The following is a 20029-nucleotide window of genomic DNA, read 5'->3' on the forward strand; positions in this document are numbered from 1 at the left end:
GGGCGCACGGAGATTGCCATGGCACTCACGGATTCACGGGACCTTCCGGTCTCGACCCAGAACGCCCGCTCGGTCGAGCAGTATGAGACCGCCCTGCAACTGCTGAACGGCTACTACGGCGACCCGCTCGCCGCCATCGACACGGCGCTGGCCGCCGACCCCGACTTCGCCATGGGCCACGCGCTGCGCGCGGCGCTGGCGGTCACCTCTGGCGATGGCACGGCCGAGCCCATGCTGCGCCAGAGCGTTGAAGCCGGCGAAGCCCTGCACGCCCGCGCCAACGACCGCGAGCGCCGCCACATCGCCGCGGCACGGGCCTGGCTGGACGGCGAGTTCGAGCGCTCGGTCCGTCTCTACGGCGATATCGTGATCGACTATCCACGCGACCTGCTGGCGATCCAGACCGCGCATCTCGGCGACTTCCTGCTGGGGCAGTCATCGATGCTGCGCGACCGCGTGGCGCAGGCGCTGCCGCACTGGGATGCCGGCATGCCGGGCTACGGCTACCTGCTCGGCATGCATGCCTTCGGCCTGGAAGAAACCCAGCTCTACGAGCGCGCCGAGGAAAGCGGCCGGCGCGCGCTGGAGCTCAATCCGCGCGACCCGTGGGCCGTGCACGCGGTGGCGCACGTGATGGAGATGCAGGGCCGGCTGGACGACGGCATCGCCTGGCTGGACGGGCGCCGCGACGACTGGTCCGACGACAATATGCTGGCCGTGCACAACTGGTGGCACCTGGCCTTGTTCCATCTGGAAGCGGGCAGGACCGACGAGGTGCTGGCGCTGTACGACCGCTATATCAAGCGCCCTGCGCCGGCGATCGCGCTGGACCTGGTGGATGCCTCCGCGCTGCTGTGGCGGCTGCACCTGCGCGGCGTGGACGTGGGCCGGCGCTGGCAGCCGGTGGCGGACGACTGGCTCGGCCGCGGCGCGGCCGGCTACTACGCCTTCAACGATGTCCATGCCGTGATGGCCAGCCTGGGCGCGCACCGGCCCGCTGCCGCCGACCAGGTCCGCGCCGCGCTGGAGCGCGCCGCCCTGGGCAACGGCACCAATGCCATGATGTCGCGCGATGTGGGGCTGCCGGTGGCCGATGCCCTGATCACGTTCGACCAGGGCGATTACAGCACCGCCATCGACCTGTTGATGCCGGTGCGCCTGATCGCCCACCGCTTCGGCGGCAGCCATGCGCAGCGCGACATCGTCAGCCTGACCCTGCTCGAGGCGGCGCTGCGCGGCCGCCGCAGCAACCTGGCGATCGCGCTCACGGCCGAACGCGCCGCGCTCAAGCCCATGAGTCCTAGCCTGCACCGGCTGGTGCAGCGCGCCGACTCGTGCCGCGCATAAGTCTCCCTGCCGCGGCCGGGATCGGCGCCTATACTGCACCTGTCCTGACCGGAGATCACCCATGCCCAGCTTCCGCGCCCTGTTCCGCCCCGCCCTCTTTGCCGCCAGCGCCGCGCTGGCGCTGGCCGCCGTGCCGGCCATTGCCCATCACGGCTGGTCCACCTACGACGAGACCAAGCCGCTGACGCTGACCGGCAAGATCGTCGAGAGCCACTACGAGAACCCCCACGCGCATATCCGCATCGATGCCGGCGGCAAGCGCTGGCTGGCCGTGCTGGCACCGGTGTCGCGGATGGAGGCGCGCGGCGCCACCGCCGACAAGGTGGCCGTGGGGCGCGAGGTCACGCTGGTCGGCTACGCCAGCAAGGAAAAGGCCGGCGAGCTGCGCGCCGAGCGCATCACCGTGGACGGCAAGACCGTCGAGTTGCGCTGAGCCGGCGCGCGCCGCATGTCGGTGCTGTTCGCGCAATGGACGGAATGGGCCGGCGCGCTGGCGCGGCTGCCGTTCCCGATGGCCCTGCGCAGTTCGGCCTGGGCCTATCCCGCGGTAGAGATCGTCCACCTGGCCGGCATGGCGCTGCTGTTCGGCTCCATCTTCGTGGTCGACATGCGCCTGGCCGGGCTCGGCCGGCGGCTGCCGGTGAGCCTGCTGTTGCGCCATGCGCTGCCCTTCACCGTCGGCGCCTTCATTGCGGTCGCGGCCAGCGGCGTGCTGCTGTTCCTGGCCCATGCCGATGAGCTGGCCGCCAATCCCGCGTTCCTGGCCAAGCTGTACCTGATTGCACTGGCGCTGGCCAATGTGCTGTGGTTCCACCTCGGGCCCTATCGCAGCCTGCATGCCGGGCAACGGGGCTGGGACAGCGGCGTCGCGCCGCCGGCCGGCGCGCGCGTCAGCGCCATTGTCTCGATGGTGACGTGGTTGCTGGTGATCTGTGCCGGGCGTCTGATTGCCTATGTCTGATGGCCGCGGGACTCACGGCGGCGCCGGAGACAGCATCCCCAGCATGGCCACCAGGGCCATCACCAGCGCGGGGGCGCAGGCCTCCAGCAGCAGGCTGCGCCGCAACGCCAGCGTCGCCGCCCGATGCTCCCCGGCCTGCACCGCCAACGCCAGCCGCGGACTCAGGCGGAAGCGGTTCGCGGCGGCCAGGCCAAGCATCGCCACGAACAGCGCGAGCTTGGCGGCCAGCAGCCCGCCATAGGACATCGGCGCAAGATCCGGCAGCGCCGGGCCCACGATGAACCAGTAGTTGAGCGCGCCGGTCAGCAGCAGCGTGGCAACAATGATGGTGCCGATACGGGCAAACCCGTTCGAGGTGCGGCTCAGCAGCACCACCGCCGCCCGGTCCGATACCGGCCCCGCCAGCGACAGCAGCACGAACGCGGCCAACGCGCCAACCCAGGCGCCGGCGGCCAGCAGGTGGGCCACGTCGGCGCTCAGGTGGAGATAGCGCAAGGCGCCCTCATGCATCGCGCCGTGGCCGCCCCAGGCCAGCGTCGCCAGCGCAATCCCGCCGAACCCGGCCAGCGCGGTGAAGCGCGCGCCCGGCCGCCTGCGCCAGGACACGCAGGCCAGCACGAACAGCAGCAGGGCCGCCAGGCGCACCGACCACGCCAGCCCGAAATCCGTCCCTGTGACGATCATGGCGAAGACGTGGGCCTGCAACGCGGCGTAGTCGGACTCCCCTGTCATGGCCAGCGCCATCACCACAAGGGCAGCCAGCGAAAGCCCGATGCCGGCGATGGCGCAGCCCAGCGCAAGCGCCTGGCAACGCTTTGCGAAGCGTGAGGCCCGTTCCCCCCGATGCAGCGCATAGGTGCAGAACAGCGGCAGCCCGAACAGCAAGGCCAGGTCGACATAGAGCGCCAGGCGCAGCCCGGCGGCCATCCAGTCCGGCTGCTGCAATCACTTCACCGTGAAGGCAATCTTGCCGTTGACGGGATGGGTATCGGACGACACCGCCCGCCAGTCCACCCGATAGCTGCCAGGCGGCAGCGGCTGCGCCGGCGTGATCACCATGGCCTTGGGGTCGTCGCTGCCGGAGACTTTCACGGCCATCTTCATCGGCGCATGGTCGGCCATGCCCGGCATGCCGGTCATCACCAGGTTGGCGCCGGAAAACTGGGTGACCAGGTTCTCGGAGAACTGCAGTTCGATCTTCTGCGGCGCGGCCACCTCGGCCTTGTCCGCCGGCGTGGACGACACCAGCTTCGGGTGCGCGAAAGCGATGCTGCTGGCCAGCGCCGCGGTTGCGGCAAGCAGGATCTGGATCAGGGGGCGATTGGCATGCATGGTTGTCTCCGCTTGGGGATGATGAAGTTGTGGTGTCAGAACCAGACCCGGACACCGGCGACGAAACGCGTTTCGCCCGCCTTGCCGCCAGAGGTCCGGATCATGTCGGCGGTATTGCCGAAGGCCTGGTAGCGCTCCACGCCGATATACGGCGCGAACTGCCGGCTGAACTCATAGCGCAGCCGCAGCCCCACGGTGCCGTTGGACAAGCCGCTGCCGATGCCCGCCTCCGGGTCGTTCTTGCCATAGAGGTTGGCTTCGATGCGTGGTTGCAGGATCAGGCGCTGCGTCAGCAGCAATTCGTATTCGGCGGACAGCCGCAGCGCGGTGCGGCCGCTGGTGCCGACATAGGCCGTGGCATCGACCTCGAACCAGTACGGCGCCAGCCCCTGCACGCCGAAGGCCAGCCAGTTGCGCGCCGGGCGCCCGCTGCCGGCGTCGTTGCGCAGGCCCAGCTGGGTATCCCAGTAGCTCGCCACAGCGTGGCCCCACAGCAGCTCGGTGCGGGCCTCGTGCAGCTTGCCCTTCGATGCTTCGCCCTCGGCCTTGAGCACCAGCTTGTCATAGCTGTTGCCGAACCACGCCTGCATCTCGTAGGCGGCGGCATTGCTGCCGCTGGCGTGGGCCCACTCCAGGCGGTCGACCAGCACCGAGGCGAACAGGTGCTCGTCGGCCATCACGAGCTGGCGTTTGTCGCCCAGCGCGTACTTGCCGACGCCCAGCTGGTAGCCGCCGGAATAGGCATGCGGATCGCGGGCGTCGGGCGGCGCGCTGCCGCCCTGCATCTTCATGTCGCCGTGGTCCATGGCAGGGGCGGCCATGCCCTGCGTGTCCGGCATCGGCGCGCCGCCACCGTCCATGGTCTGGATCCCGTCCTGCTCCATGCCCTGCATCTGGCCATGGTCCATGCCCTGCATGGCGGCCGGGGCATCGTGCTGGTGCGCATGGCCGGCATGCGGGTCCTGCGCCCGGGCTGCGCCGATTGCGGTCAAGGCCAGCGCCGCGGCCAGTATCGTCTTCTTGTGCCTGTGCATGGAGATAATTGCGAATTCAGGTTGAGCCATCACGCCACCACCACTTCGCGGAACATGCCCGCATCCATATGCAGCATCAGGTGGCAATGCCAGGCCCAGCGTCCCAGCGCATCGGCGCTGACCAGGAAGCTGATGCGCTGCGCCGGCTGCACGGGGATGGTGTGGCGCCGCGCCTGGAAGCTGCCGTCCGGCGTTTCCAGCTCGCTCCACATGCCATGCAGATGCATGGGGTGGGTCATCATGGTGTCGTTGTGCAGGATCACGCGCAGCCGTTCGCCATGCTTGAAGTAGATCGGCGTCGACTTGCCGAACTCGACGCCGTCGAAGGACCAGGTGTAGCGCTCCATATTGCCGGTCAGGTGCAGCTCGACCTCGCGCCCGGGGCCGCGCGCATCCATGGCGCCGCCGATGGTGTGCTGGTCGGCCAGGGTCAGCACGCGCCTGCCGTTGTTGCGCAGGCCGATGCCGGGATCGTCCAGGTTGGTGCGCGCCATGTCGACGCGCATGTCGGTGCCCGGACCGTATTCGGTGCGGGCGTGGCGGGCGGTCTTGCTGGGGACCTTGAGCGGGTCGGCGGCGGCCATGGCGTGCTGGCTGTGGTCCATGCCGGCGTGGTCCATGCCCTGCATCGGCATAGCGCCGTGCTGCATACCGCCGTGTCCAGCATGCCCGCCATGGCCGCCATGCCCGCCGTGGCCCGTCATCGCGCCCATCATGTCGGTCATGGTCAGCCATTCGGCCTGGTCGAGTGCGGGCACCGGCGCCGCCAGCCCTTCCCTGACCGCCAGCGTGCCGCGCGCATAGCCGGTACGGTCCATCGATTGCGCGAACAGCGTGTAAGCGTCGTCGCGCGGTTCGACAATCGCATCGCAGGTCTCGCCGGGGCCGAAGCGGAATTCGTCGACCGTGACCGGTTCGATATCCTGGCCGTCGACCTGCACCACCCGCAGCTTCAGCCCGGGGATGCGCACGTCATAGAAGGTGTTGCCCGAGCCGTTGATAAAGCGCAGGCGCACGGTCTCGCCGCGCCGGAACAGCCCGGTCCAGTTGCCGGCCGGCGTGACGCCGTTGGCCAGGTGCGTGAGCGTGGCGCTGGACAGGTCCGCCAGGTCGGTCGGGCTCATCCGCATCTGGTTCCACATGCTGCGCTTGTCCAGCGCCTGCTTCAGCCCGTCGCGCGAGACGTCGCGGAAGAAGTCGACCACGGTCGGCTGGTTGTAGTTGTAGTAGTCGCCCTGGACCTTGAGCTTGGTCAGCACCCGCATCGGGTCTTCGTCGGTCCAGTCCGACAGCAGCACGGTGTGGTCGCGGTCGGCCCGCACGGTTTCCTGCCCGGAGGCAGGATCGATGACGATGCCGCCGTACACGCCGGTCATTTCCTGGAAGCCCGAATGCGAGTGGTACCAGTAGCTGCCGGTCTGCGCGACCTTGAAGCGGTAGGTGAAGGTCTGGCCGGGCGGGATGCCGGCAAAGCTGATGCCGGGCACGCCGTCCATCTCAAACGGCAGGATGATGCCGTGCCAGTGGATCGAGGTGGCCTCGCGCAGGCGGTTGGTCACGCGGATGGTGACCGTGTCGCCCTCGCGCCAGCGTAGCGTCGGGCCGGGCAGCATGCCGTTGATGGTGGTGGCAATGGCCGGCTTGCCGGTAAAGTTGACCAGCGACTCGCCGATCACCAGGTCGAACTCGGTGCCGCGCAGCACCGGCGCCGAGCCGGAGCCGGCCGGGGCAGCCTGCCCGGCGTGCTGGCCCGCATGCTGCGCCCACGCGCTGCCGCCGACGCCGGCAAGGCCGGCCACCACGCCGCCGGCAACCAGCCCTTGCACGAAGCGGCGGCGGGGTAAATCGGGCAGCACAAGGCCGGTACTGGGGTGGCGTCGCATGTCATCAGTCCTGGTAGAAAGCATGCCAAGCGTAGCGAAGGCCACCCTACGCACGTCTGACTGGAACATGACATTCCGGTAATCTTCCGGTCATGTTGGCGCCCGCGTTGCCGGCGTAGAGTTGCCGGACCCTGCCGAAAGGGCTGATCGATCAAGGAATGTGCTGATGAAACTGCTAGTGGTGGAGGACGAGTCCAAGACCGGCGAATACCTGCGCCAGGGGCTGACCGAGGCGGGCTTTGTCGTCGACCTTGTGGCCAACGGACTGGACGGCCAGCATATGGCGATGACCGAGCCCTATGACCTGGTCATCCTGGACGTGATGCTGCCGGATCTCGACGGCTGGCGCATCGTGCAGGCGCTGCGCGCGGCGGAAATCGCCGTGCCGGTGCTGTTCCTGACCGCGCGCGACAGCGTGGCCGACCGCGTCAAGGGGCTGGAGCTGGGTGCGGACGACTACCTGGTCAAGCCCTTCGCCTTTTCCGAGCTGCTCGCGCGGGTGCGCACGCTGCTGCGCCGGGGCACGGCGCAGATGGCGCTGGACCGCATCCAGGTGGCCGACCTGGTGCTGGACCTGGGCCGCCGCCGGGCCACGCGCGCCGGGCGCCGCATCACGCTGACCAGCAAGGAGTTCGCCTTGCTGGAACTGCTGGCGCGCCGCCGCGGCGAAGTGCTGCCGCGCTCCTTGATCGCCTCGCAGGTGTGGGACATGAACTTCGACAGCGACAGCAATGTCATCGACGTCGCCATCCGGCGCCTGCGCGCGAAGATCGACGATGAGTTCGAGCCCAAGCTGATCCAGACCGTGCGCGGCATGGGCTATGTGCTGGAAGCCCCCGAGGCAGCGGAGAACGCTGAATGAAGGTCCGGATGTCGCTGACGGCACGGCTCACCATCCTGTTCTCGCTGTCGTCGGCCGCGGTGCTGCTGGGGCTGGGCGTGCTGATCTGGCTGGCGATCGACAATCATTTCGCCGACGAGGACTACGCCGTGCTCGGCGACAACGTGCGGCTGATCCAGAAGATCGCGGGCGAAGGCGCGGCGGCGTCGCTGGCGCAACGCCTGGGCCCGGTGCTGGAACACCATGCCGGATTCGTCGCCGAAGTGCGCGCCGCCGACGGCAAGCGCCTGTATGCCACGCAGGGCTTCGACTTCGGCATGGCCCTGGCCGCCGCCGCGCAGCTGCCGGCGCAGCGGCATGCCTTCACCTGGGAACAGGGCGGCCAGACCTACCGCGGCATGCGTGCGCTGGCGCAGGTGCCAACCGGACAGCCGGGGCCGCTGCAGGTCGTGGTCGGCATGGACACGGCGCTGCACGCCCACTTCATGCACGCCTTCCGCCAGTCGCTGGCCTTCTACACCGCGCTGGCCGCGCTGGCGAGCGGGCTGCTGGGCTGGTGGGCCGCGCGTCGCGGGCTCTCGCCATTGCGCACCATGGCCTCGCGCGCGCGCGCCGTCACCGCGCACAAGCTGGACGAGCGCATGCCGGTCGATGCCGTGCCGGTGGAAATGGCCGACCTGGCCGCGACGCTCAACGCCATGCTGGAACGCCTGCAGCGCGATTTCACGCGCCTGTCGGAGTTCTCATCGGACCTGGCGCATGAGTTGCGCACGCCGATCACCAACCTGATGACGCAGACCCAGGTGGTGCTGTCGCAACCGCGCGATGCGGACAAGTACCGCGACGTGCTGGCGTCCAACGTGGAAGAGCTGCAGCGCCTGTCGCGCATGGTGTCGGACATGCTCTACCTGGCGAAGATGGAGCACGGCATCACCCTGCCGAACGCCGAGCCGATCGAGGTGGCTGATGAAGTCACTGCGCTGTTCGATTTCTACGATGCGTTGGCCGAGGACAAGGGTGTGCGCATGGCCCTGCGCGGCCGTGGCCGCATCACCGGCGACCGGCTGATGCTGCGGCGGGCATTGAGCAACCTGCTGTCGAATGCGCTGCGGCATACGCCGGCGGGCAAGGGCATTGTGGTGGAGATTCTGCCCTCCGCCGAGGCGGTGACGGTGGTGGTCGAGAACGAGGGCGACACGATCCGGCCGGAGTTGCTGCCATCGCTGTTCGATCGGTTCTTCCGTGCCGACAAGTCGCGGGCGCGGCCCGAGTCCGATGGCGCCGGGCTGGGGCTGGCGATTACGCAGGCGATTGTGGCTGCGCATGGTGGGGGGATTGGAGTGGAATCGGAGGGAGGAAGGACGCGCTTTGTCTTGACGTTCAAGGCGTAGGGACTGAGGCAGATTCAGCCGTGTCAGCGGTGATCGCATCCGCCGGCAACCCAGGCAGCATGGCGCGAATCGCTGGGACGAGCTCCCGCGTGGGCACCGTCCGCGTGATCCGGGCAATGTCTGCGGCGAGGCCGGGCCACTCCGCCGTTCGGTAAAGCAAGTAGAAATCGCGCTGGCCCAGCCGGGATGGTGGAATCGGCACAAGGTCGATCTGGTCCAGCCACGCCCGCGATTGCCAGAGGCAAAGAGGCGTGCTGGGCAAGGCGGGTACTGAGTTCAGGGGCCCCCAAAAAAGCCGCCCACGCCAGTTACGGCAATTGGGGGAGCTGGCGTGGGCGCGAAGACCACCGGATGCGGCTCCAGCGGCAATCCGATGCTACGCAAATCCCCCTGTGACGACTGCCAACAATTGTGTCGGCAGCCGTAACGTGGCTTGCGGCCGTTGGCGTGCCGCTCAGGCCACAGGCAATTCGATACGGAACACCGCCCCCGCCCCAGCCGCGCTGCGCACGCTGGCCTTGCCGCCATGCCGCTCGGCCACGGCCCGCACCAGCACCAGCCCCAGACCCGCGCCTTCCGGCGCGCCCTGCTGCCCCTCATGCAAGCGCGCGAACGGTTCGAACAATCGTGCCTGGTCGGCCTCGGCAATTCCCGGCCCATGGTCCTGCACGGCAACGACAAAGCTGCCCGGCTCACGCGTGAGCGAGACCGTCACGGTCCCCCCTTGCGGGCTGAACTTGATCGCATTGCTGACCAGGTTGGCGATGGCGCGCGCCAGCAGCGTCGGTTCACCCTGCAGCACCGCGGGCTCGTCAGGCAGGTCGATCTGCAGCGTCACTTCGCGGGCCTTGGCCAGTGCCCAGAGCTGGTCCGTCGCATCCAGCACCAGGCCGCCCAATTCCACTTCCATGAACGCCAGGGTCTTCGACTCCGCGCGCGCGACGCTGATGAAATCGTCGGCCAGCGTCATCGTGCGGCGTGCATGGGCGGCGATGCGTGCCAGCACGCCGCTGTCCGTGGCGACGTCGCCGGCGGCTGCCCCATCGCGCCGCGCGCGGCGCTCATGCAGCTCGATCAAGGCCAGGATCGATGCCTGCGGCGAGCGCATGTCGTGCGACAGGAAGCGCAGCATCTGCTCGCGCTGGCGCTCGGCAATGCGGATCGCGGTGATGTCGATCACGCTGACGATCAGGCCGGCCACGGCGCCGGCCTCGGCGTGCAGCGGCGCGCCATGCAGCAGGTAGCGGCGGTCGCCGCGCCCGGCCACCTCGATGCCGCCGTCGGGAACCGGGACCGGAGCGATGCGGGCGCCGGCGTGGCGGTCGTGCAGCGACTGCCAGTACGCCAGGGCCGGTGCCGGCGCGGGAAAGATTGCCTCGATCAGCGCGCGGATGGCGGCCCGCGGCGGCCCGGCCGCGCCCGGCGCATGAGCGGGCTCGCCGTCCAGCACCGCGGGCGCCAGCGCCACGCAGCGCCGGTTGGCCAGCATCACGGCGCCGTCCAGGTCGCAGATCGCGGTGGCATCGGGCAGGCTTTCCAGGCCATCGGACAGGAAGCGGCGCGTGCCGCGCAGCTGCGCGCTCATGCTGTAGACGGCGCGCATGCGGCTGTCGAGCGTGGCGCCGGCATGGCGCGGCGCGGCAATCAGGCCGGGTTCGCGTTCCAGCCGCGCCAGTTCGTCGGTAAGGAAGCGCAGGGCCGCCTCCTGGCGCAGCCAGCTCCACAGCGGGTAGAACAGCACGCAGCCCAGCGCCGCGGCGGCGGGTGCAAACCATAGCCGCGCCAGCGCCAGCAGCAACAGCGAGCCGCCCAGCAGGGCGGCCAGCAGCAGCCCGGTGGCCACCAGCGCGCCGCGCGGGGGCAGGCGCAGCGCGGCCAGTGCGGCCAGCAGCACCGCCAGCAGCGTGCCGCCGACCTGCCACGCGCGCGGCACCGCCACGATGGCATCGCCGTCGGTCAGCGCCTGCACGGTATTGGCCAGGATCTCCACCCCGCTCATGCCGCGGCCATCGCGCGACACGGGCGTCGGCAGCACGTCGCCCATGCCGGTGGCGAGCGCGCCGATCAGCACGGCCTTGCCGGCAAAGATGGCGGGATTGGTGCGGCCGTCCAGCACGTCGCGCGCCGACACGCGGGCAAAGGTGCCGGGCGGGCCGGCATACGGGATGCGCAGGCGGCCGCTGCGCTCCCAGCCGTTGGCTTCGGTGATCCGGGCCGGCTCCTGGCGCGCGATGCCGGGCGGCTCTCCGGCGCGCCCGAACCCCGCCATCACCGCGGCCAGGTGCGGCACGCCGGCGGCGGCCACCGGATGGGGCCCCTCGCTCAGATAGACCTGGCGCGCCACGCCATCGGTATCGACCACCATGTTGATATGCCCCACCGCGGCGCCCAGCCCGGCCAGCGGGTAGCGCACCAGCATGCCGGCGGGTCCGGATTCGGCCACCACCGGCAGCACCACGTTGCCGGCCTGGGCCAGGCTGCGGGCCAGCACGGCGTCGTCTTGCGGATAGCGGGTGTCGCGCTCGGACAGGATCACGTCCACGCCGATCACGCGCGGCCGGCCGGCGGCGATGCGCTCGACCAGCTGCGCCAGCACCGCGCGGCGCCACGGCCAGCGGCCGATGGCGGTGATGCTGGCGTCATCGATGCCGACGATGACGATGTCGTCGCGGGCCGGATGATGCTGGGCGCTGATGGCGATGTCGTAGGCGGCCAGGTCGGCGCGCTCGGCCCAGCCCTGGCGCGCGGCCAGCACCACCAGGGCCAGCACGGCCGCAAGCAGCAGGCACCATTCGATCAGCGTGCGCTGCCCGAAAGCGTGCCCGGGCGCGGCCGGTGCCGGGCCTGGCGCGTCAGTTGAGCCGGATGCGGCCACCACCGTCCGGCCGGTCGCCCGACCCGATTGCGCCGCCCTGCGAGTCGCGCAGGAGGGCATTGACTTCAATGCGCTGCGGCGCGGAGAACGCCGCCGGGTCAGGTGTCACCCCCGGCGCCGCACGTGCCACGCGGATGAAATAGACGCCGGGCGCGGGGCGCGGCAGGTCAATGGTGTTGGTGGTGGTGTGCTCGTCGGCCAGCAGCGTGGCAAAGCCGGCATCGGCCGAAACCTGGACCCGGTAGCCCGCGCCGGCGCCGCTGCCCTCGGGCCAGCCGATATGCAGCGCGCCGCCGTCGTCCTGCAGGGTCGGCACGGGCGGCTTGGGTTCGACGCTGAACGGGACCGCGTCCGACCACGGGCCCGGCCGGCCCGCCGCATCGACGCTGCGCACGCGCCACCACCAGCGGCCCGGCACCAGCGCTTGCGTGGCGGCGGGGTCGGAGGCCGCCTGCACCGCGGCATCGCGCGTAAAGGCCGGATCGGCGGCCAGCGCCAGTTCGTAGCGCGCCGCGCTCGGCACGTTGGCCCATTCGAAGGCGACGGCGTCGGCATAGCGCACCGCATCGGCGGCAGGCTGCTGCGTGAACGGCGCCGGCGGGTTCAGCCGCACCGACACCGGTGCCTGGGCGTCGTGGCCAGTCAGCTGGTGCTTGTCGATGGCGCTGACGCTCAGGTACAGCGTGCCCTCGGGCAGGCCGTCGACGCGCGCGGTCGTGGCAGTGGCGCCACTGGCGGTGCCGGTCCAGACCAGTTCGCTCAGCGCCGCATCGCGCGCCACCAGCACGCGGTAGGCGGTGGCGCCCGGCACCGGCTGCCAGGCGGCCTCGAAGGACGGGCCCAGCACGGTTTCGGCCGGGGGCAGCAGGGCCGGCGCCGGCAGCAGCGCCACCGGCTGCGACAGCTTGCCGCCGGCCGACACGCCGATGCCATAGCCGGCACCGACCGAAGCCGCCGCGGTCATGGCGCGCTCCGCTGCCGGCCTGGCGCGGGCGCCCCGCGCCGCACTGACGCCGACGCGCCCTTCCAGCACCTCGCTGCGGCTTCCTGCCATGTCTGCCGAGACCCGGTAGCGGGTGCCGCGCACGCCGGTCACCATCATCGGCGTATGCAGCTCGAAGCGCCCGACGCCGCCGCCCTGCGGTGCCACGCGCGTATCGGCGGCACCCTTGTCGATGCGGATCACGGTGTCGGTCAGGCCGCTGCGCGCGAACGTGCGCAGCCGGCTGACCGAGAGCGTGGTGGCCGGCGGCACCGTGACGCGGCTGCGGTCCGGCAGCTCCAGCGTGACCGAGCCGCCCGCGGGGGTCTCGATGCGCGTGGTTTCGTCCAGCGTCATGCCGGCCTGCACCGGCCGGCCATTGGCGCGGACCGCGCCGGCCACATGGACCACGCGCGCCGAGGCGGCCTGCTCGGGAATCTGGCTGAGCGGGATGCGCAGGCGCGAGCCGGGCACCAGCCGGTACGGATCGGCCACGCCATTCAGGCGCTGCAGCGTGCGCCACCCCTGCTCGGACGCCATGTAGCGCGAGGCCAGGCCGATCAGCGTATCGCCCGGCTCCACCAGGTAGATAAAATCGGCGCCTTCCGCGCCCGCGGGCCCGGCGTGCGCCGGAACCGCCATGCCGGCCAGCAGGGCCAGCGCGGCACATCCAATCCGCATAAGAACCCGTTTCATCATGAAAGAGGGGACGCGTTCAAGCCAGGCGCGGCGCAGGCTAGGCGCGGGCCGCCGGCCTTGGTCATTCCAAGGTCAAGGCCCGTAACGACGCATGCGCCGCGCCTGGCTTGAACCCGAAGGGAAGGCTGCTGCCGGGCCGCATGGCGTTGTTGCAGCCTCCTTGCGTGGAATGACCACGCCGCGTCGGCCACGCCTAGTCCTGCGGCCCGGCAGCAGCCTTCGCGCCCCTTTTTCATGGTGAAACGGGTTCTAAGCATCCGCCCCGGCCTCATCCGCCTCCACATCTGCCCCGGAAGCCTCTTCAAAGCGATAGCCGTGCGAGTACACGGAGGTCAGCCGCACGCCGTTCTCGGGGCGCAGCGCCAGCTTGAGGCGCAGCCGCGAGATATGCGTATCCAGCGTGCGCGAGCCCGCGCCCATGGCGCGGCCCCAGACGGCCTGCTCCATCACCTCGCGCGCCAGCAGGCGCCCGGTATTGCGGAACAGGAACAGGGCCAGCTCATATTCGCGCGGGGACAACAGCGCCGGCTCGCCGCCGATGGTGATGGTGCGCGCGTGGGTATCGACGGTGTAGTTGCCGCGCCGGATCAGCTCCACTTCCTGCGCGGCCTCGGGGTAGGCGCGGCGCAGCAGCGAGCGCACGCGGGCGATCAGCTCGCCGGCGCGGATGGGCTTGAGCATGTAGTCGTCGGCGCCCACCGTCAGGCCGTCGACGATATCGGATTCTGCGGTGCGGCTGGTGACGAACAGGATCGGCGGCATATTGCCGGACTTCTGCCGCACCCAGCTGACCAGCTCATAGCCGCTGGTGCCCGGCAACTGCCAGTCGACCAGCAACAGGTCATAGGCGCGCTCGCGCAGCGCGCGCAGAAAGTCCGCGCCGTTGGCGAAGGACTCGCACTCGAAGCCGGCTTCGCTCAATATCTGCCGGATCAGTTCGGCCTGATCCGGATCATCCTCCACGGAGGCAATTCGCATACCTCTACATCCTTCTGCCAGCTTCCGACTGCAACTGCGGTCTCTGCCACGGCATGTCGACGGCTCGGCCGGCAAGTCATTCCTCATATTCACCCCCAGGGGGGCGCGGCCGTCGATCTGATCCGACGGGCCAGGCCGAAGCCCGCCGGCTGCCGCCATGTTACCCAATCGCAGGCCCTTCCGTCGAGATGCCCCGACGAGGGGTGGCGGCGGCAACTGCGCCGATCCCTCCGCGATCGTCTTTCGATCTGCATCATCCTTGCCGCCATCGTGCCGCCCCGGGAGCCGGGCGCACGATGGCGGCAGGGCCTATTGCAGCATGTAGGTCTCGTACTCCAGCCGGTCCAGCTTGCGGTCCAGCAGGTACAGCGCCAGCGCCACCACCACCAGCAGCGACACCGCAAAGCCGTAGCCGTACCAGGCCGGCCCGAGGTGCAGCGTCAGCAGCGTCAGCGCGAAGTTCAGCACCACGAAGGTCGCGGTCAGCAGCAGCACCTCGCGGCGGCGGTCCAGGTAGAAGTAGATGTTGAGCACCCCCAGCAGCACCACCTGCAGGCTGGCACCGATCACGTCCACGTACAGCAGCGGCAGGTACAGCTCGGAAATGCCCAGCAGCCGCAGCACCCACACGCCCACCGCGAACAGCAGCAGCGCGGCGATGGCCTGCACCTTGACGATCTCGTACAAACCCAGCCGGATGGTCTGGACCATGGTGTTGCGCATGTCCTCGATATGCTCGAGCGAGCTGCCGCCGCGCACCGCGTTGTAGAACGCGTCGTAGTACTCGACGAAATCGGTCTCGATGCGCACCAGGAACACCGCCATGCCCGGGATGATCGCCAGGTAGGCCAGGAACACCGGGATGTCGTAGATGATCGACGCATGCAGCGGCCCGATCACCTGCTGCCCGGTGGAGGGCGCGTACCAGAACATGAACTTGTCGATCCAGATGCCCAGGTTGTAGAGCAGGCCGATCGCCACCAGGCTGGGGTACGCATGGCGGCGCTGGAACACCTCGAACGACATGAACTGGCGGCTGGTGTAGTTGCGGTAGATCAGCGTCACCATGCCGGTCAGCAGGCACAGCTGGCCGGCGGCGAAACCGCCCAGCAGCCCTTCCAGCCCGTGGCCGCGCAGCACCAGCGCGGCGCCGACCGAGATCGCGTAGCCCAGCAGGAAGGTCCATACGATGGCCTTGTACTGCTTCATGCTCGACAGGAAGATCGCGGCAATCCAGATATTGCTCAGCACCACGAAGCCCGCCACCATCAGCAGCCGGTACAGCACCGACTGCTCGCCGAAGCTGAATACCGCGCACGCCACGCCGATGCCGCCCGACAGCACCGTCGACAGCAGTGCCACCGCGTGGTAGTTGCTCAGGACCAGGTGGTCGCGCTTCTCGAACAACCGGTCCGAGGTGAAGCGCGTGAACGCCAGCTGCATCGGCCCGGTCAGGATCAGGCTGCCGGCAATCAGGTAGGTCACGGACACCTGGAACTGCGTGATCAGCGAGCCCGGCACCACGAAGGGCAGGCTCAGCATGCCGATCAACAGGATGCCGACGATCGACAGGATCCACGGCCCGGAGCTGATGATGCCGGCATACGCGTAGGCGCTCAGCATGCCCGACAGGTTGTCCCGCCGCAGCATCTTGCGCAGCTCGAATCCAATGCCAGCCATGCTCAGGCTCCTCCGTGGACCGGGCAGCGCGCGGGGTTGCCGCCGCCCTGCCGCTCAGGTCCGCCAGGCCCGGCGCCGTCTGCCTGCGCCATCAGCCGTTGATACAGTTCGCGGTAGCTGCCCACCATGCGGTCCTGGGTGTAGTAGCGCTCCACGCGCGCCACGCCGGCGGCCTGGGCCGCCTGCCAGCGCGCCGGGTCCTGCAGCAGCCCGAGCGCCGCCGCGGCCAGGGCCGCGGGATCGGCAATGCGCACCACCTCGCCGGCCGAGCCCAGCGCGGCGTCCTCGCCGGGCAGGCCGAACAGCAGCTCGCGGCATGAGCCCACGTCGGTGGTCACGCACGGCACGCCGGCGGCAAAGCCTTCCAGCACCACCAGCGGCAGCGCCTCGCTGATCGAGCTCAGCACCAGCACGCCCACCTGCGGCAGCAGCGCGTCGATGCGCTGGAAGCCCAGGAACTTGACCTTCTGGCCCAGGCCCAGGCTCTCGGCCAGGCTGCGGCATTCACGCGCGTAGTCGGGATCCTCGTCCTCGGGGCCGGCGATCCAGCCTTCGGCCTCGGGGTACTCGCGCACCACCGTCAGCATGGCGCGGATGAAGGTCTTGACGTCCTTGATCGGCACCACCCGGCCGATCAGGCACAGCACCGGCGGCACGCCCGGCTTGCGGCGCGCGCGCAGCGGCGCCAGGCGCGGCAGGTCGATGCCGTTGGGGATGCTGCGCGTGCGCACCTCAGGCGCGCCGTCCTGCACCTGGCGGCGGCGGTTGCCCTCGTACAGCGCGACGATGTCGTCGCCGGCGTCGTAGCAGACCCGGCCGATGGTCTCGAAGAAGCGCACCCACAGTTCGCGGAAGTAGCTGATCTGGGAGATGTCGCGCTCGAACACATTGCGGTTGTCGCGGATCCACTGGCTCTGGAACAGGTCGATCTTGCGTTCCTTGGTGTAGATGCCGTGCTCCGACACCAGCAGCGGGCGCTGGTTGCGGTGGCGCAGCAGCGCCCCGAGAAAGCCCGCATAGCCGGTGGAAACCGTGTGGTAGACCCGCGCCGGGATCAGGTTGTCGGCAATGCGCACCAGCTGCCACAGCGGCTTGTGCATGATGCGCACGGTCCAGAAATAGTCCGTGAACGACGGGTCCGTGCAGAAGCGCCGGTATTGCTCGGTGATGGTCTGCCAGGCGCGGCGGCTGTACAGGAAGGCGTCCTCGCCCAGCGCTCCGCCCTCGCGCAGCGCCGGCATCAGCTCGCGCATCATGGCGCCGGCCTCGGCCTCGCGGCCCGGGTCGCGCAGCAGCTCGTGCAGGCGGTCCGAGGCGTCGAACGCCTTGGCATCGCCGGTGCTGCCCTGGACCAGCGGCGGCGGCGGGAAGTCGTACAGGTAGTGCGTTTCCAGGTGCACCACGTTGGGCGGCAGCTGGTAGGCCATGTCGCCATAGTCCTCGCGCCGGCTGCCGATAAAGACGATGCCGAAGCGCAGGTCCGGGAACGCGCGGATCATCTGGTTGACCCAGCTCGACACCCCTCCGCTCACATACGGGAAGGTGCCTTCGAGCAGCAACATGACGTCGGCCGACGTCCCTTTTACCAGGATCTCGCTCATGATTGCCAGTACCGCAGCAGGGGCCGCACCAGCGGGAGCGGCGAGGGGCTGTCAAACGATGCCATCAGCTGGCGCACCGCGGCATAGTCGCGTTCCAGGTAGGCGGCTTCGGCCAGGTGCGGCAGCACGCGTTCGCGCGCGAAGCCGAGGGATTCGGCGCGCTGCAGCCATTCACGCGCCTCGCGCGGGGCATTGCGCGCCAGTGCCAGGCGCCCGCGCATGTACCACAGCGAGGCATTGCTGTCGTCATGCGCCAGCGCCGCGCTGGCGTAGCGCTCGACCTGGCTGGCGGTGTAGCGGTAGACGTCGCCCTGCACCAGGTTCTGGTAGATCAGTTCCCAGTACAGGTCGGCCAGCCGCTTGCTGATCTCGGCGCGCTCGCTGGCGCTGTTGGCGCTCTCCAGGCGCGGCAGCTCGGCCAGGATCTGCTGGGTCAGCTGCTTCTCGGCGCCGTCCAGCATGCCGTAGGCCAGCAGCCGCACGTCGTCGACGCTGTCGGCCAGCAGTTCGCGCAGCACCGGGCTGGCGGTGCGCGCCGGCATCGACTGCATCGCCACCAGCGCGGTCATGCGCTCGGGCAGGGGCGCGCGCGCATTGCCCAGCTGCGCACGCAGGCGCGCGCCGCCGCCGTGCGTGACGCGCGACATCAGGTGCGTGACGAACTCGGGCAAGCCCACGGTGCCGATGCCGCTGGTGTCCACGCGCCGCGGGAACAGCTTCGAGAACAGGTAGCTGCCCAGGCACACCAGCGCGCCGCCCAGCGGCACGAAGAAGCAGAACAGCGCGAGAAAGCCATAGCTCCACCCGAACGGCACGCGAAAGCGCCGCGGCAGCAGGCGCCACAGCAGCAGCGCGGTCAGCGCGGCGGCCACCGCCTGCATGCCGAAGAAGGCCAGCAGCAGCGCGGTGCTGTTGCCGGCGCGCGCCAGCAGCGCCAGCGCGGCGATCTGGGCGGCGAGCCCGCTGGCGCCGAGCTTAAACATGGGGCGCTTCCCCGGCCGGCAGCGTGGCCGGCGCGATCGCGCCATCCACCTGGGCCCGGCGCAGCAGTTTGACCAGCGCGTCTTCCGAGCCGGCGCCGGGCACCGCCAGCGTATAGACGCCGATGCCCGCACTGGTGAAATCGGTGCCGAACTGCGCGCGCAGCATGTCTTCGATGCGCACCAGGTAGGCCGCCACCGCCTGCGCATCGGACAGCGGCATCAGCGTCAGCATGGCGCGGTGATGGGCGTTGACCACCGGCCACGCCACATCCAGCGCGCGCCGGCTGCGCACCACCTGCTCGAACAGCGCATCGCGCTCCGGATCCGCGTCGAACACCAGCGCCACCACCGAGCTTTCGATGCCGGTCTCGCGCCGCAGCCGCGACAGACGCGCATAGTCCAGCGCAAACGGGTATGGGCAGGCCGGCAGCGCCGCCTGGATGGTGCGGGTGGCGCCGGCGTGCTCCACGCCGTCGGCGTAGTAGCCCAGCAGCACCATCAGCATCTGCAGGTTCTCGTAGGTCAGCGACAGGAACGGCATGCGCTCGACCACCAGCAGGCCGATCAGGTGGTCGGAGCCGGCCAGCACCGGCGCCACCGCCACATAGCGTGTCTGCGCGCCATGCTGCAGGCCGTCGGCGCGCAGGTGCGCCAGCTGGCGCGTGTCCAGGCAGTGGCGCACCAGCGGGTCGGTGGTGTCGAGCGTGAATTCCGGGCCGATGCTGGCGACCGGGGCGCCATCCACGTGCTCGCCATCGCAGGCATGGAGCGCGGCTGCCTCAAGCTGGCAGGCCTGCGCCACCACCTGCAGCATCGGCTGCGCGCCGGCCAGCACCTGGCCGGTGCGCGCGGCCTCGTCCAGCGCCACGCTGCGCAGCTGCGACAGCGTGTCGCGCAGCGTGGTGGGCCGCGCCAGCAGGTCGTTTTCCAGCCGCTCATGCGAGATCCGCAGCAGGTAGTGGTTCTTGGTCAGCGCCGCCAGGCGTTCGTCCAGGTAGCGGTTCACGGCGCGGGCGCGCGCCAGGCGCGTGCCCCAGATATCGCCGAACTGCCCGGCCACCAGCACCAGCAGCAGCCCGCCGAGGAAGAACAGGCGCGGGAACGGCCCTGCCATCACGCCGGTCTGCTGGTAGAAGTACCAGCCGCCCAGCAGCATCAGCACGCTGCCCACGCCGATCAGCGTGCCGTAGCGCAGCGCCAGGATCACCGGCAGCAGCCAGGCCCACGGAAAGCCCATGCCGAGCAGCAGCGGGTTCTGCGGCAACACCAGCCACGCCAGCCCCATTGCCACCAGCATGGCCACCACCAGTTCCACCACGGCCGCGCGCCCGCTGACCGCCGGCGCCAGCAGGCGCGCATAGCGCCCACCCAGGCCGATGCCCTGTCCTTGCCGCGCGCGATATGTCTTGTCAGCCGTATTGGCCACGCTCATCCCCTTGCTT

16 protein-coding genes are annotated in these 20029 nt (G+C 69.9%); 5 read left to right on the forward strand and 11 right to left on the reverse strand.

Translation table 11 applies throughout. The features are described from left to right. Positions 1–18 precede the first annotated feature (18 nt). The 3 genes from AC3WON_RS15170 (at position 19) to AC3WON_RS15180 (ending at position 2308) form a co-directional block, all read left to right on the forward strand. The gene (locus AC3WON_RS15170) at positions 19–1347 is read left to right on the forward strand and encodes a tetratricopeptide repeat protein (protein ID WP_492317194.1); all 1329 of its coding nucleotides are present in this window, start codon (positions 19–21) and stop codon (positions 1345–1347) included. Between the two features lie 61 nt (positions 1348–1408). Beyond that, on the forward strand, positions 1409–1780 hold the full coding sequence (locus AC3WON_RS15175) for a DUF6152 family protein (RefSeq protein WP_063832578.1): 372 nt from the start codon (positions 1409–1411) through the stop codon (positions 1778–1780). Between the two features lie 15 nt (positions 1781–1795). Next, positions 1796–2308 (forward strand): DUF6644 family protein, encoded by a 513-nt coding sequence (locus tag AC3WON_RS15180; protein WP_492352152.1) that lies wholly within the window; start codon positions 1796–1798, stop codon positions 2306–2308. A 12-nt stretch (positions 2309–2320) separates the two neighbouring features. Here AC3WON_RS15180 and copD read toward each other — a convergent pair whose 3' ends face one another. The 4 genes from copD to AC3WON_RS15200 are packed head-to-tail and all read right to left on the reverse strand — an operon-like array spanning position 2321 to position 6557. Then, on the reverse strand, positions 2321–3253 hold the full coding sequence (gene copD / locus AC3WON_RS15185; RefSeq protein WP_492352153.1) for a copper homeostasis membrane protein CopD: 933 nt from the start codon (positions 3251–3253) through the stop codon (positions 2321–2323). Next, the gene (gene copC / locus AC3WON_RS15190) at positions 3254–3640 is read right to left on the reverse strand and encodes a copper homeostasis periplasmic binding protein CopC (RefSeq protein ID WP_492317190.1); all 387 of its coding nucleotides are present in this window, start codon (positions 3638–3640) and stop codon (positions 3254–3256) included. 35 nt (positions 3641–3675) lie between these two features. Beyond that, entirely contained in the window at positions 3676–4674 is a 999-nt protein-coding gene (locus AC3WON_RS15195) for a copper resistance protein B (RefSeq protein ID WP_492352154.1), read from the reverse strand. Between the two features lie 29 nt (positions 4675–4703). After that, entirely contained in the window at positions 4704–6557 is a 1854-nt protein-coding gene (locus AC3WON_RS15200; protein WP_492352155.1) for a copper resistance system multicopper oxidase, read from the reverse strand. Between the two features lie 166 nt (positions 6558–6723). On the opposite strand from AC3WON_RS15200, the gene AC3WON_RS15205 reads away from it, so the two are divergent. Together AC3WON_RS15205 and AC3WON_RS15210 are read left to right on the forward strand one after the other, a co-directional pair. Continuing rightward, entirely contained in the window at positions 6724–7419 is a 696-nt protein-coding gene (locus AC3WON_RS15205; RefSeq protein ID WP_492317187.1) for a heavy metal response regulator transcription factor, read from the forward strand. After that, positions 7416–8789: a heavy metal sensor histidine kinase gene (locus AC3WON_RS15210; RefSeq protein WP_492352156.1), complete on the forward strand. Its 1374-nt coding sequence runs from the start codon at positions 7416–7418 to the stop codon at positions 8787–8789. The genes AC3WON_RS15205 and AC3WON_RS15210 overlap by 4 nt, the downstream gene beginning before the upstream one ends. A 454-nt stretch (positions 8790–9243) precedes the next feature. On the opposite strand, the gene AC3WON_RS15215 is transcribed toward AC3WON_RS15210, so the two are convergent. From AC3WON_RS15215 to AC3WON_RS15245, 7 genes are all read right to left on the reverse strand, one after another. After that, on the reverse strand, positions 9244–11667 hold the full coding sequence (locus AC3WON_RS15215) for a CHASE2 domain-containing protein (protein WP_492352157.1): 2424 nt from the start codon (positions 11665–11667) through the stop codon (positions 9244–9246). Beyond that, the gene (locus AC3WON_RS15220; RefSeq protein ID WP_492352158.1) at positions 11642–13327 is read right to left on the reverse strand and encodes a FecR family protein; all 1686 of its coding nucleotides are present in this window, start codon (positions 13325–13327) and stop codon (positions 11642–11644) included. The genes AC3WON_RS15215 and AC3WON_RS15220 overlap by 26 nt, the downstream gene beginning before the upstream one ends. 267 nt (positions 13328–13594) lie before the next feature. Continuing rightward, positions 13595–14323 (reverse strand): response regulator transcription factor, encoded by a 729-nt coding sequence (locus AC3WON_RS15225; protein WP_492352159.1) that lies wholly within the window; start codon positions 14321–14323, stop codon positions 13595–13597. Positions 14324–14632: 309 nt separating this feature from the next. Continuing rightward, positions 14633–16003 carry an exopolysaccharide Pel transporter PelG gene (gene pelG / locus AC3WON_RS15230; RefSeq protein ID WP_492318450.1) on the reverse strand — a complete coding sequence of 457 codons (1371 nt, stop codon included), beginning with the start codon at positions 16001–16003 and terminating at the stop codon, positions 14633–14635. A 2-nt stretch (positions 16004–16005) separates the two neighbouring features. Further along, positions 16006–17604: a GT4 family glycosyltransferase PelF gene (pelF, locus tag AC3WON_RS15235; RefSeq protein ID WP_492352160.1), complete on the reverse strand. Its 1599-nt coding sequence runs from the start codon at positions 17602–17604 to the stop codon at positions 16006–16008. Next, the gene (locus AC3WON_RS15240) at positions 17601–18587 is read right to left on the reverse strand and encodes a tetratricopeptide repeat protein (RefSeq protein WP_492318448.1); all 987 of its coding nucleotides are present in this window, start codon (positions 18585–18587) and stop codon (positions 17601–17603) included. The genes pelF and AC3WON_RS15240 overlap by 4 nt, the downstream gene beginning before the upstream one ends. After that, on the reverse strand, positions 18580–20019 hold the full coding sequence (locus AC3WON_RS15245; RefSeq protein ID WP_492352161.1) for a PelD GGDEF domain-containing protein: 1440 nt from the start codon (positions 20017–20019) through the stop codon (positions 18580–18582). Before AC3WON_RS15245 ends, AC3WON_RS15240 begins: the two co-directional genes overlap by 8 nt. Between the last annotated feature and the right edge of the window lie 10 nt (positions 20020–20029).

This window comes from Cupriavidus sp. FW305-46 (genome assembly GCF_058787075.1).

What these genes read in the sequence shown, in the direction of transcription:
- AC3WON_RS15210 (WP_492352156.1), top strand. Translation starts at nt 7,416, where the DNA reads ATGAAGGTCCGGATGTCGCTGACGGCACGGCTCACCATCCTGTTCTCG.
- AC3WON_RS15200 (WP_492352155.1), bottom strand. Translation starts at nt 6,557, where the DNA reads ATGCGACGCCACCCCAGTACCGGCCTTGTGCTGCCCGATTTACCCCGC.
- copC (WP_492317190.1), bottom strand. Translation starts at nt 3,640, where the DNA reads ATGCATGCCAATCGCCCCCTGATCCAGATCCTGCTTGCCGCAACCGCG.
- pelF (WP_492352160.1), bottom strand. Translation starts at nt 17,604, where the DNA reads ATGAGCGAGATCCTGGTAAAAGGGACGTCGGCCGACGTCATGTTGCTG.
- AC3WON_RS15240 (WP_492318448.1), bottom strand. Translation starts at nt 18,587, where the DNA reads ATGTTTAAGCTCGGCGCCAGCGGGCTCGCCGCCCAGATCGCCGCGCTG.
- AC3WON_RS15220 (WP_492352158.1), bottom strand. Translation starts at nt 13,327, where the DNA reads ATGCGGATTGGATGTGCCGCGCTGGCCCTGCTGGCCGGCATGGCGGTT.
- AC3WON_RS15205 (WP_492317187.1), top strand. Translation starts at nt 6,724, where the DNA reads ATGAAACTGCTAGTGGTGGAGGACGAGTCCAAGACCGGCGAATACCTG.
- AC3WON_RS15170 (WP_492317194.1), top strand. Translation starts at nt 19, where the DNA reads ATGGCACTCACGGATTCACGGGACCTTCCGGTCTCGACCCAGAACGCC.
- AC3WON_RS15180 (WP_492352152.1), top strand. Translation starts at nt 1,796, where the DNA reads ATGTCGGTGCTGTTCGCGCAATGGACGGAATGGGCCGGCGCGCTGGCG.
- AC3WON_RS15245 (WP_492352161.1), bottom strand. Translation starts at nt 20,019, where the DNA reads ATGAGCGTGGCCAATACGGCTGACAAGACATATCGCGCGCGGCAAGGA.
- AC3WON_RS15195 (WP_492352154.1), bottom strand. Translation starts at nt 4,674, where the DNA reads ATGCACAGGCACAAGAAGACGATACTGGCCGCGGCGCTGGCCTTGACC.
- AC3WON_RS15225 (WP_492352159.1), bottom strand. Translation starts at nt 14,323, where the DNA reads ATGCGAATTGCCTCCGTGGAGGATGATCCGGATCAGGCCGAACTGATC.
- pelG (WP_492318450.1), bottom strand. Translation starts at nt 16,003, where the DNA reads ATGGCTGGCATTGGATTCGAGCTGCGCAAGATGCTGCGGCGGGACAAC.
- AC3WON_RS15175 (WP_063832578.1), top strand. Translation starts at nt 1,409, where the DNA reads ATGCCCAGCTTCCGCGCCCTGTTCCGCCCCGCCCTCTTTGCCGCCAGC.